This window comes from Okeania sp. SIO3B5, from assembly GCF_010692555.1.
In the GTDB taxonomy this organism is placed as follows: Bacteria; Cyanobacteriota; Cyanobacteriia; order Cyanobacteriales; family Microcoleaceae; genus Okeania.
Genome location: NZ_JAAHHG010000294.1, coordinates 1 through 12,314, shown reverse-complemented (window position 1 = coordinate 12,314; position 12,314 = coordinate 1). Strand labels below are relative to the sequence as shown.

Sequence of the window (12,314 nt, the reverse complement as noted above, 5' to 3'; positions counted from 1 at the left end):
TTACGAGTTTTAGAAGCATCAGACCGAGAAAAAATTCGGATCGCCATCGCTGGGGGTGGTTATAGCGGCGTAGAATTAGCTTGTAAATTAGCAGATCGTTTGCAAGACAAGGGGCGAATTAGATTAGAACAACGGCGGTTGAGTAGCTGTTGGAGCCTTTCGCTGATGGTTTGCTTCTGTAGTTTTGGTTTTGGTTGCTAGTTGATAGCCCATAAGGTTCACCTTGTTCTGTTAATGGATGAGTTAAGAGACTTAAAGCAAGTATGTTTTACTGAAAAATGGAGAAGACCTAAATGCTTACAAAAAAAACAAGCTGTAAATCGTCAAAGAAGTTTCAAAAATTCTGAGTCAAATGTATGAATTGAAAGAAGAAATCCGCAGCATATTTGAAGAAAGTAAAGAACCTATTTTGTCCGCTGAAGAACTTCCATTAAGAAGTTTTTCAGTGGACTTAGTGGCTATAATGTCTATAGTGGATTTCGTGGATCTTGTGGACTTGGTGGCTCTCGTAGATCTAGCGTATCTCGTAGATCTAGCGTATCTCGTAGATCTAGCGGATCTCCTGGACGCCAACCTGGACCTCGTGGACCTTGTGGACCTTGTGGACCTCGTGGACCTTGTGGACCTTGTGGACCTTCTGGACCTTCTGGACCCGGTGGACCTTCTGGACCCGGTGGACCTTGACCTCGTAGACCTTGTGGACCTTGTGGACCCGGTGGACCTTGTGGACCCGGTGGACCTTGTGGACCCGGTGGACCTTGTGAACCGTTTTGTTCTAGAACTTCGATTCGTTCTTGTAGCGTTGAGATTTGTGTTTTTAGAGTTGAGATGTCATCAAGAGCTTGAGCCAGTTGCTCCAGTTGCTCCCCTAAAGGTCCTGAAAATATAGCTCCCGCTGGAATATGAACACTAGCCCACCTACGGACATCATTATTAATTGCGCTAACACCACTATCATCCAATTGAACCTCAGCTAGAAGAATCACTACACCATCATCAGCAGGCTCCGTGTTCCTTGCTTCCAGTTGAGGACGCTCAGTAGTACGAGTATATTTGATTTCACTTCCCAATGTGTAGCGGTCTTCCTCATCCTCGAAGTCTTGAGCCGCAAGTGTAATATAAACTGTACTTCCTGCTGGAAACTCAGATAAGCTGATGGTTTTTATGTCAGCAGGTTGCTCATCAAGAACAACTATTTCCTTACCTTCACTATCAATAGCCATCCCATTATTAACTGAGACTTGTTTATCTCCAGATTTATTAATTTCTAGTCCTTCTACCACACCCCAAGTATGCAGGGAGCGATTATGCAGATGGCGCATTCGGCGATGGTAATCTTGTTCGTCACTAAAATCCTTTTCTACTAAAAATTGGGATGTAAAATAGTTCAAACGTTTAATTTCAGTCATAATTTGTATCTCCAATAAAAAATCAGTTGCTAGTGCAGGATGGTGGAAATAACTAATATCATGTCCGGTTGAATAATTAGACTTTGGTGGAAGGAAGGCAGGAGGCAGGAGGCAGGAGGCAGAAGGTTTTCTCCCATTTTTACCTTAATTTTATACACAAACGGTGCTACCGGACATGATATAACCAGTTAAAAAAGGTTCAAAAGCTTGTACAATAACCTTTCTTCCCTTCTGCCTTCTGCTATCCTAGATAACTAAAGCTATCCTACTTTTTGCACTAGGTCTCATATCAAATCCGGTTAAACAGCCATAGAATGGTTAAGTCTTTAGAATTCAGCAATTCTGCAATTCAGAATTCAGGAGAAGAAAGATAAGACAAGATGAGCGCAGTTATGACAATTGGATAATTTTTTTATGTCCAATTAAGCGGATTTGATATCAGAAGCAATTCCCAGTAATGTATTAATCCCTACGGTTGAATATTTGCCAATTTGCATACTGGGAGACTCAATATTAAGTTTGTAATAGGTATGAGCAGGCTTTTCTAATTCAATAATGGCACGAGCTATTGCCTCTTGTCTTGCTTGTTCTGTGGGAGAAGCTCGTGGTAGAGCTATGGTAATCTCGAAGAAGTGAGCTGGGCCACCACCAAGGTAGATATTTTGACCAACAGTTGAAGATACGCCTACCTGAAATGCTGAAACAACAGGTTCTTTAATAATAGGTTCGCCTTTAGTAAAAATTTTCAGCAGTTGTATCAGGTTTTCTTTGGTTCCTCGGAAACGATAACGCTGAACGATGCTGGCTACAAAGTCACGCTGTACCCTTGGTGGTAAATCTGCTCGGAGACTTAAAGCTGTCCAACCAGCTAGCCACGACAAAAACTCTTCGGGTGTCTCTTGGGGATCGAAAAGGGTAGCAATATCCGCAATAGTTGTTTCTAAACCTTGAGGTTGAAACTTGATATCTTGGCTCAGAGGCGGAAATTCAATATCATCCTTAAGACCCAATAAAATTTTTTCAAAAGCTAGCAAGAATTGACCGAGAAAAGGCTCGGTGTGATGGATTAGGGGAAAATAATCTAGAAGTTGACTAGGCGATCGCCTGGCTTTGGATGACATTAGCTTTCTCCTTATTTTTCAAGATTAGGGTAACTATTGAGACAAATGTTAAGAAGTCTTAAAAATATGCTGATTATCTGCTATTATACATTATAATTTTCCTTAAAACAACTACCTAAAAACTTTTTTTCTTTCTATGGCTTACCAGTTAAAATGCAATCAATCAAGACCAAATTAAAAGTTAACAATTACCAAAAAACAATACTTGCTAAACACGCAGGTGTAGCCCGTCATGCTTATAACTGGGGATTAGCAACCTGTATAAAAGAGTACGAAGAAACTAAAAAACGCCCAAGCGCCATCACCCTGCATAAACGTTTAGTAGCTGAAGTCAAATCAGTTAATCCTTGGTATTATGAGGTGTCTAAATGTGCCCCACAACAAGCATTAAGAGACTTAGACAGAGCATTTAAAAACTTTCTAACTATTCCGAGCCGTGGTTTTCCGGTCTTTAAGAAAAAAGGTAGAAAAGACAGTTTTTACTTGGAAGGAAGTATCAAAATTATTCAAGGAAACTACATACAATTACCCAGAATAGGAATAGTAAAAACATACGAAATCTTACCGAATTGCAGAGTAAAAAATGTCAGAATAGCCTCTTTCAGAGGAGCTTCGCTAACAAAAAAAGCAGATAGTTGGTACATCAGTTTTAAATATGATATTGAACCAGCTCCAACAGAAAAAGTTGAAGAAGCTATTGGTGTAGACATAGGCATAAATACATTAGCAACCTGTTCTGATGGCAGCAAATTTGCTAATGTCAAAGCCTATAGACAAGCAAAAAAAAGATTAGTTCGTCATCAACGTGCAGTCAGCAAAAAAGTTATTGGCTCCAAAAACCGACGCAAAGCAGTAAAAAAGCTAGCAAAGATTCACAAAAAAGTAGCCGATATCAGAGCAGATGCACTACATAAACTCACAACATGGTTAGCTAAAAACCACAGCACCATAGTAATTGAGGATTTAAATGTAAGTGGAATGTTGAAAAACCATAAACTAGCAAGCGCCATAGCAGACTGTGGGTTTTATGAATTCAAGCGTCAGCTTACATACAAATGTGAATGGTACGGCAGTGAATTAGTAATAGCTCCTAGATTTTATCCAAGTTCTCAAATATGTTCAAACTGTGGGCATCAACAGAAAATGCCATTGCACTTGAGAACTTATGAATGTAGTGAATGCAGTTTTGAAGCTGATAGAGATTTTAACGCTGCTGTCAACCTGAAAAACTATGTGAATCAGTAGCTTGAGTTCCAAGCGAATTTAAGCCTGTGGAGAAGATAAGTTACAGACTGCGGTCGGTGGTCTTCTGTGAAGCAGGAAGCTAACTCCAAAGCTTATGTAATCACGCATGGGTAAGTTTGGGTAAGTTTAGTAGAACGGTAACTATTGGACTGACACATCTAAAAAATGGTGCAATAAGTGTAGGTTGGGTTGAGGGACGTTAGCGGAGCTTATCCGTAGGATAAACCCAACATTAGCAAGGTTTTGTTGGGTTTCCCTTCGGGAAGCTACGCTAACGCTGCCGTACCGCTACGCGGAAGCAAGCTACAACCCAATCTACATTTTTAGGTGTGTCACGCCACTATAACTCTGATTTTATCGGTTATTCTACGATTAAATCAATCTCAGCTTCAACCAGTTCATGGGACTTGATTTGTATACCAATTAATTCTCCGTTAACATTGCGGATGAGACGTTCAGATTCACCACTTGCCAACTCATCAATTAGTTGAACTTCATCAAGTTCCTCTTGTGTTTCTACCTCCTGAGTTTTTTTTACATAATCAACTCCAGATACGCTATCAAGCAGTTCATAAATTTCTGAGATATAAACATTACGACCAAAAGGCCATCCTTTTCCTTCGGTTCCTCCTTTTAACGGATCGAAAAAATCCTGTAGAGTTTTGAAGGCTTTTGATTGAACCTCTGCTTCTGGCGCATCCTGTTTCATCACCACAGTTAACTGAACACGAATCTTGACATAGCGTGGTTCAACAACATGAACAGCAGTAGTCAATAAACGTCTGGGTTCAAGATAGTTTTTGACAACCTGCTTCAAGTTATGCTGGATCTGAATTCGTAATACTTGTGCAACTTGACTAGGGTTCGTCTCAGTTGAAACTCTTAACCAATATCCTGTTGTACCATTTATATCAATTTGTTCCCAGTTATCCGGAATATTAAACTGAATTAAACCATTTTCATTCCAATTGGATGTTTGTTCTGTTAGAGAGTGACGTTCAACAGTCATCTCTACCCATTCCAAGCCATTAAAATACTCAATTTTGAGTTGGTAATTTGTGCCTGGTGTTCCAAACCGGAATTCAACAGAGCGAAATGTTGTTGTTAATCCCAAATAGAGAAAATGCTCAGGAGCGCTATTGAGAGCTAAGGGCGTTTCATTGTTTACTTGTGTTGTCTGGGTGTAGTCTGTATAAGTTCCATCAAAGAAGAAAATCTGAGGAGCGATCGCTATACCAGGAACAATTATCACGCTAATATGTCCGGGACTTTCTCCAGATTGATCCAGGGGGTCTGATTCCAAATTGCGCTTTGGTACGCAATGAGCTCTAGCTATTCTAGAATCTGCTTCTTTTCTAGCATCTGCTTCTTTGGCTAATTCTTCAAAATCCTCGCAGGTGACAGCACGATAACGCTGGCGCACTCCTAAGACGGCCAATTCCACTTCTTCTCGTAAATCTCTAGTCTGTTCCCAACTAGGTCCGTTGAGCAATTTCAAAAACATCCGCAGATTATCATCTGTGATTCGATTTTGCCGATAAAGCAGCATTTCTGTTAAATAGGCAAACAGCTCAATTAAAGTAATCCCTGGATCAGAAGGATTATGATTAGTCCATTCTGGCGCATAGGTGGGAATCATACTCAGCGCTTCTTGCACCAAGTTATCATAAGTCCGGTCATCAAGATTAGGCAATTCTATTGGCATAACAATTAATTCCTCCTCAAGATTCAACAAATGTTAAACTAATCTCATGCTTGCCGGAATACACTAAAAAGCGACCTGTCTGTTTAGCACCTGTTAGTTCTTCCATTTCATCCACCTCCAAATTACGAACATGATCGACTCCAGCTATCCCCTCCAGAAGTCGGTAAAAATCAGATTTGTAGGGTTCGCGACCAAAATCCCAACCCATCCCCTCAAAACCACCAGTTAGAGGATGCAGAAAACTAGCTAATTTTTCTTCCACTGTTTGTGCTACCTGACTGCCTCCTTCTAGCGAAGTTAAAGCAATTTCTACAGTAATACTGACACGGACATAGAGAGGACCTACCACCGAGATATTAACTGTTGGTGAAGCATGAGTTTCCAGGTAGTCTTGAACACGGTTAATTAATTCTAAACTGGGCAAGGGTTTAGCTTCAGTTGAGCGGGGTACAATAATAACGCTGACTGCTCCCGATAATTCTCCAGTATCTAGGGGGTTGACTTTTAGGTTTGTAAGTGGTATGCACTTTGCTCTAATCACTTCTGGTGAAGCAAGCTTGGCCAAGTCTTCGTAATCTTCTAGGGTGACAGCACGCTGACGATGACGAATTTCCTTGGGTGCGCGTTCGATGAGGGAGTTGAGGGTTTCTGCCTCTGCACCTCCTGCTGCTGCTTGATGGTTAATTACTTTGTCCACATAGGGGACTGTGGTTTTGAGTTGGACAATTGATCCAGATGGTTTGTTTCCGGCTGTCCCACCGCCAGTTTGATAGCGATTTATGCGGATATTGCCTCTACCAGGGGGAGGAATTAATCCATTGCGTCCATCGCCGAAAGTAATTTTTCCGGTAAGGTTGTCAAGCACATAATGGCGATCGCGAGTTCCTGACTGATAAAAATCTTTGACTTGGTGCCAACGTACCCAGATTTCTTTAGGTCTTCCCGTTGCATCAGAAATAGAAGTAATAGCATCTTCCCCTTCTTCGAGAACAATTTTTTGCTGTTCTTGAACGGAAGGTATTTCTGGTTCCCGAACTTCAAGCTGTTGACCTGCTAAAATTGGTTGTTTAGTTGTTTTAAATTTTTGATTTTCATTCCCATCACTAGAGCCAAGAATTTCTTTTTGAATAGTCAATGTTTGGACTGCCATTGTGGTGTTAAGTAAGACTTGTTTTAGTCTAGGTTCAACTTCGTAATCACCACTTAACCATCGAACTCTCAGCCAATAATGGGGAGGTAAATTAAAGTCTTTTCTTAGTGCAAAATCTGCTGGTGGGAGAAATTCAATTAAACCCGGACGGGTAAAATTTTCTGTTTCATCTCTTACTGTTAGTTTTGTCCATTCTTTGCCATTCCAGTATTGCCAAGATAGTTTTAGTTGCTCATTTCGCGACAATTCTTGACCTACAAAAGTCTCAAATGTTGCATTATAAATAATTGATGAATTATTAACTTGGCTAACTTGTAAAAAGCCGCGATCGCTACTATCTAATTGTGCATCATCTGGAATTTCTACGCTTACTTCTACCTCCTTTACTGAGTCAGCTTCTACTTCTAATGAATTCTGCACATTAGTATTCCAATTCATTCCCAAGACAGTCAATTCAAATTGCACTGATTCTGAGGTATTATTAGTTAGCCAAAACTTATGAGTAACAGTTGAGTTAGCTGCTCCAACTATTCGACTTTTATTAGGGGAAAGTGGTACTAATTTTTCTCCATATTTCACATCAGCCATACTGTTAAATAGGCTAATAGTACGATTGGGAAAATCTGTTCGGCCAGGGGGTAAAGTAAAGCCAAAATAGCAAGCTGGTTTATCAGTTTCTGTTTTCTGAAAAGGAATTAAAGGTTTGGGAAAAAGTTGATTTTGGTTATTAATATGTTGAATTAGATTATCTGAATAAACTGTGTCATTGTAGGTCAAAAGAGTTTCTGGTTCTTCTTGTTTTGTTAATGTATAATCAACTGTAATTGAGTTAATTGATGGCGGGGCAAAAGTTGCCTCAATGAATCGATATTCTGGTGGTTCCGTACTTCTCTGTGGTGGATCTATACGTTCGTAGCGAGCTTCTCTACCATAGTTACCAGAAATAATTCTCACACGAATCCAAAAATCTTCTATTCCGTTAACAGTTGTTGGATAAGGTTTTTCAAATAAGTTAAACCCTACCTGGCCGTTTTGAGTAAAAGCCAGGGTGGTATCTTGGAATCTAGCTTCTTCATTTTCATTTTCATTTTCCAATTTAGCAGTTCCTAATTCTTGCCAGATTTTACCATTCCAAAATTCCCATTTTAGTTGGATATTTCTAGAAGCTTTTGTGGGTTTAGGAAATTCTTCTTCATTTTCATTATTTTCTGATGCTGGATTAGTTAAATTTATCTGAATAGTAATTTCAGTATTTTGCTGAGAAAAAGCTTGATTATTTGCGAAATAAAAGGTGTCTCCAAGCTTTGGTTTTTCACCAAAAGGAAAGAAGTCTTTCGTTATATCTACTGGTAATTGATTGGTAAATCCTGTTTCAATTAATAAATTGCTGAAACCAATAATAGCTTCAATTTCTATATCATTAATTTCTGGTAGTTGATTAACAGGTACCATTCCCGTTGGAGCTTGATCGGCAAGACTAATAGGAGTTAATAAACAGCAACGTAACCAGCGATTAGTTATTGAATTTACTGTACTTAAGGTAACAGCATTAATATTGGTAAATTCAATTTCGCGATTTTCTCCACTTTGAGTCAAACCTAAAGTTCCATCATCTGTGGGTGTAATTTCCTCCCAATCAGCTTCATCTTCAGTTTCCTGCCAAAATTCCCATTTTATCTCCCCTCCTTCACCGAGAGCTTCTGATAAATTAATCTTTAACTTGAGATTTTGAATATTAGGAAATCCCAAAAGTTTGCTATGCCCAATATAAAAAATATGTTCAATGGGTTGATTTCCCCGAAAAATTGGAACGCCCAGCGATCCTGGAGTAGTAATAATTGAACTGGACTCAGTATACAAATCCTGTTCTGGATCGCGCACAAAAATAGACTCTAATTTTGCTGCACTTACCACTAATTCCCGTTCCGTTTCAAAAATTACGGGGTCTTTTTCCCCTTCCCCTGGAGGTGCTGCAACTTGAGTCCTTTTTGGAACTACAGCATCAACCTTCGTTCCAGCAGCTAAAGAAAATGTCAGCGGTACTCGTGCTGGTTGGGGTGGTAAGCGAGAAGCTCCTAATAAATCCAAAAATGCTAAGAAATTTTTATCTGGAACTTGATTGAGCCTTTCAATAATAATCTCGGAAAAACGAGCAAATATATTAACTAATGCTGCCCTAGTTCCTTGAATTGGTTTATTTTCTCCTGTATATTGTTCCAGAAGTTGTTGCACCTGAGCAGCAATATCCTCTGCTGTGCGTCGATCGATTTTGGGTGCTAGTTTCCCCATTAGCCTCCACCTCCTTCTAGATAAAACGGATAAACTAAGTTAAAAACGTTATTAGTTGCCCGTACTTGATAATCGATAGTAACCAGCATCTTCTCCCTCTCTTGAGATGGAGATTGGACTCGCACATCTAAGACATCAATACGAGGTTCAAATAACAGCAACGCTTCCTGAACAGCTTGGGATACTTTGCCAGCAGTAGACGGTGAGTTAGGCTCAAAAACTAAGTCGTAAATGCTACAACCAAAGTCGGGACGCATAACTCGCTCACCTTTGGCAGTACCGAGGATAATTAAGACTGACTGACGGACACTCTCCTCATATTTAGCAAGTTGGAAATCTCCCTGAGTATCTAAACTAACTGGAAATCCTACACCTACACCTAAAAATGGTTTAGACATTATTCCCTCCCTTTCATCCAATAAAAACTGTACTGACTGCCACCACTTGACCAACTGGTGCATCTACCGGATCGTTACAAGTTTCAGCAATATCTCCATTCCTGGCTGCTGATTTACCGTTGATATTCACGGTTGGGCTACCAATTTTGACCGTGCCTTTATTAGCAGGGGGATTTTGAAAGCCAGTCCCCGGAGGTGTCGGAATATGAGGCGGAGTATTATCAGCAGTGCTATCTACAGTTGCTGCTGGCATTCCCATAATATTGACATCACTGCTGAGGTTGCCGTTGATAATCCCAGAAAAAGGATGAGGTAAGGGAGTCGGCGTTCCTGACGGTGTTATGACAATGTGAGTATCAACTGCAATAATTTGGTCGTTTTGTTTAGCTGCTGGTTGTCCCATAGATATCTCCAATAATAAAAAATAAAATCAATTCTCCCAAATAAATTCTCAATTATTCCCCTCCTGGGAGGGTTCAGGGGTGGGTTCCCTACTCCTGTACGGGCGAATCGCGATTCGCCCCTACTCCCTCTTTTGCAATAATTTGCTCGCCTTGTTTTGCTGCTGGTTGTCCCATAGACATCTCCAAAAATAAAAAATAAAATCAATTCTCCCAAATAAATTCTCAATTATTCCCCTCCTGGGAGGGGTCAGGGGTGGGTTCCCTACTCCTGTACGGGCGAATCGCGATTCGCCCCTACTCCCTCTTTTGCAATAATTTGGTCGCCTTGTTTTGCTGCTGGTTGTCCCATAGACATCTCCAATAATAAAAAATAAAATCAATTCTCCCAAATAAATTTTCAATTATTCCCCTCCTGGGAGGGGTCAGGGGTGGGTTCCCTACTCCTGTACGGGCGAATCGCGATTCGCCCCTACTACCTACTCCCTACTCCCTACTCCCTACTCCCTCTTTACTAATTAAGATTAATAGTTTGACCTTTAAGATTCATGGTGCTGCTGGCTTCAAGATTCATTCCTGCGCCAGATTCAACTTTGGTATCTGCTGTAGATTTGATTTCAATATTCTGTGCTTCTAGCTTAATATTGCCCTGTACTGCTGATAAAGTTATGTCTCCATCGGAGCTAATAGCAATCGTATTACTAGCAGTATCAAAAACAATGCTATTTTTTTCAGTTTTATCAACAATTTCAATAGTTTCTTTACCCTCTTCATCATTGAGACGGATTACATGACCGCTACGAGATTTGATGACCCGGATATTATTTTGGCCGTCTTCATTAGTTGTCGGTGGAGGTTCTTGACCATTCCATAAAAACCCGATAATATAAGGAAAACGCACATCCCCATGTTCAAAAACTACTAAAACTTCCTCATCTACTTCAGGCAAAAAATAAATCCCTCTTTCATTTCCTGCCATTGGTGCAGCTATTCGCGCCCAGTCGCTTTCATCTTCATCACTCAACCAGGGAAATTTCACCTTGACTCTCCCTAGTCCTTCTGGGTCTTCATTGTTAGTAACTACACCAACCACAACACCATAAATACGAGAGGCGATCGCTTCTCTTTCTTCATTATCCATCAATAGGTCAAATAACCTCATACTGAGTTCCTCCGAACTGTAAAATGGGTACGATATCCAGATTGACCTTGATAACGATTCACAGTAGCAGTAACATAATACTGACCGCTAAAGCGTCTCCCTACCCCGTCAATTTTGATCACTTTGCCTGGCCGTAAATCTGTACGTCCCCAACAAACTCCTTCACCAGTAACTAACGTTAGTGCTAGATTATTGAAACGAGCTTTGGCAAATTGATCTGCTTCTGCTTGAGTTAACACTGGGCGATCGCTAACTTTAGCAACTGCTGTACCGAAAGCATCTTCAACAATAGCAGCACCGCTATTTTGTCCCCCCATAGTTGAAACCTCATCCCCTACTCTTGCCTGTCCGACAATTTCTTGCTTTTCTTTAGGATTCCAGCCTCGCACTGTTAACTCACTAACTTGACCCATAGAAGACAGACGGGGATAAAATTCCATCAAGTCATCCTCAAAGCTAAGAGTTAAAATTTCGCTCTCAGCATTGCCTACAGGTCGGAAAAATAGAGTTTTATCTTCAACAACTACCTCATAGTTAATCCGCTTTGCTCTCTCTTGCAAAAACTCAATGTCCGTTTGCGACCTTTGTAAAATATAATCATGCACCACTTGGCTATCTTCAACTTGAGCCGTGAGTCCTGCCTCCTGAGCAATTTGGGTGGCAATATCACTATCTTTTTGCTGGACAAAAGTTTTGGTCTTGCGACCTCGCTGGAGACGATGGCGACGGTTATACCCCCGCACAGTTAAACTAGGTAGGCGATCGAAGGCGAATTCTGGCTCTATACCCGTAATTTCACCAATAATCAGGGTTTCTAAATCATTAGCATAGCCAAGCTTAACTTCAACCACATTGCCAATGGCAAAAAGTTCTTCGTCATCAATCCAGATAGTTTCTTCTTCCTGGCTATCTGAACCTGTAAGTTCCAGTGTAAACATTCCAGGTAAATTAACATCATGGTCAACGGTAAGGCGTTGGACGTGCAATTTCGCTTCAACAGGCAAAGGTGAGCCGTTGATAATAATCTCAAAATTAGGAACAAGAGGGCTTTCACGATTAGCAACTGGCATAAATTATTTGCTTCATATAGAATCCGGTCATTTCAGTTATCAGTTATTAGTTATCAGTTATCAGTACCTCCTACTAAAGTACAAGGCTTGAAATACTGAATCAACTTTTTTTCATCCCCTTGTAGAGCCACAGCTCGTGGCGCAGCCAAGGGGAGGCTTGAGACCTTATTTCTTGGTCAGGAATTAACCCACCCCTAACCCCTCCTGGGAGGGGAACTCAGGAGATTGATAAATAAAATATATTTCCATCCCCCCATCTCCCCATCTCCCCATCTCCCCATCTCCCCATCTCCCCATCTCCCCATCTCCCCATCTCCCCATCTCCCCATCTCCCCATCTCCCCATCTCCCCATCTCCCCATCCC

General features: G+C 40.7%; 9 protein-coding genes and 2 pseudogenes. 2 read left to right on the top strand and 9 right to left on the bottom strand.

Annotated features, from left to right (window positions below):
• Window positions 1-135: pseudogene (locus F6K54_RS29000) on the top strand (NAD(P)/FAD-dependent oxidoreductase); the annotation flags it as partial.
• Window positions 136-467: 332 nt separating this feature from the next.
• On the opposite strand, the gene F6K54_RS28995 reads toward F6K54_RS29000, so the two are convergent.
• Both F6K54_RS28995 and F6K54_RS28990 read right to left on the bottom strand, forming a co-directional pair.
• On the bottom strand, window positions 468-1,409 hold the full coding sequence (locus F6K54_RS28995; protein WP_293085471.1) for a hypothetical protein: 942 nt from the start codon (window positions 1,407-1,409) through the stop codon (window positions 468-470).
• A gap of 422 nt (window positions 1,410-1,831) precedes the next feature.
• Complete coding sequence (locus F6K54_RS28990; RefSeq protein ID WP_293085468.1) at window positions 1,832-2,530, bottom strand: phage tail protein; 699 nt, start codon at window positions 2,528-2,530, stop codon at window positions 1,832-1,834.
• Window positions 2,531-2,683: 153 nt separating this feature from the next.
• Here F6K54_RS28990 and F6K54_RS28985 point away from each other — a divergent pair, with 153 nt between their 5' ends.
• Window positions 2,684-3,775: an RNA-guided endonuclease TnpB family protein gene (locus tag F6K54_RS28985; protein ID WP_293085465.1), complete on the top strand. Its 1,092-nt coding sequence runs from the start codon at window positions 2,684-2,686 to the stop codon at window positions 3,773-3,775.
• A gap of 361 nt (window positions 3,776-4,136) precedes the next feature.
• On the opposite strand, the gene F6K54_RS28980 is transcribed toward F6K54_RS28985, so the two are convergent.
• From F6K54_RS28980 to F6K54_RS28950, 7 genes and pseudogenes are all read right to left on the bottom strand, one after another.
• Window positions 4,137-5,480: a hypothetical protein gene (locus F6K54_RS28980; RefSeq protein WP_293085462.1), complete on the bottom strand. Its 1,344-nt coding sequence runs from the start codon at window positions 5,478-5,480 to the stop codon at window positions 4,137-4,139.
• A gap of 16 nt (window positions 5,481-5,496) precedes the next feature.
• Window positions 5,497-8,919 carry a putative baseplate assembly protein gene (locus F6K54_RS28975; protein WP_293085459.1) on the bottom strand — a complete coding sequence of 1,141 codons (3,423 nt, stop codon included), beginning with the start codon at window positions 8,917-8,919 and terminating at the stop codon, window positions 5,497-5,499.
• On the bottom strand, window positions 8,919-9,317 hold the full coding sequence (locus F6K54_RS28970) for a GPW/gp25 family protein (protein WP_293085456.1): 399 nt from the start codon (window positions 9,315-9,317) through the stop codon (window positions 8,919-8,921). The genes F6K54_RS28975 and F6K54_RS28970 overlap by 1 nt, the downstream gene beginning before the upstream one ends.
• Before the next feature lie 13 nt (window positions 9,318-9,330).
• Window positions 9,331-9,720 carry a PAAR domain-containing protein gene (locus F6K54_RS28965; protein ID WP_293085453.1) on the bottom strand — a complete coding sequence of 130 codons (390 nt, stop codon included), beginning with the start codon at window positions 9,718-9,720 and terminating at the stop codon, window positions 9,331-9,333.
• A 512-nt stretch (window positions 9,721-10,232) separates the two neighbouring features.
• Window positions 10,233-10,880 (bottom strand): phage baseplate assembly protein V, encoded by a 648-nt coding sequence (locus F6K54_RS28960; protein WP_293085450.1) that lies wholly within the window; start codon window positions 10,878-10,880, stop codon window positions 10,233-10,235.
• Window positions 10,877-11,950: a phage late control D family protein gene (locus tag F6K54_RS28955; protein WP_293085447.1), complete on the bottom strand. Its 1,074-nt coding sequence runs from the start codon at window positions 11,948-11,950 to the stop codon at window positions 10,877-10,879. The genes F6K54_RS28960 and F6K54_RS28955 overlap by 4 nt, the downstream gene beginning before the upstream one ends.
• A gap of 183 nt (window positions 11,951-12,133) precedes the next feature.
• A pseudogene (locus tag F6K54_RS28950) lies at window positions 12,134-12,314 on the bottom strand (hypothetical protein); the annotation flags it as partial.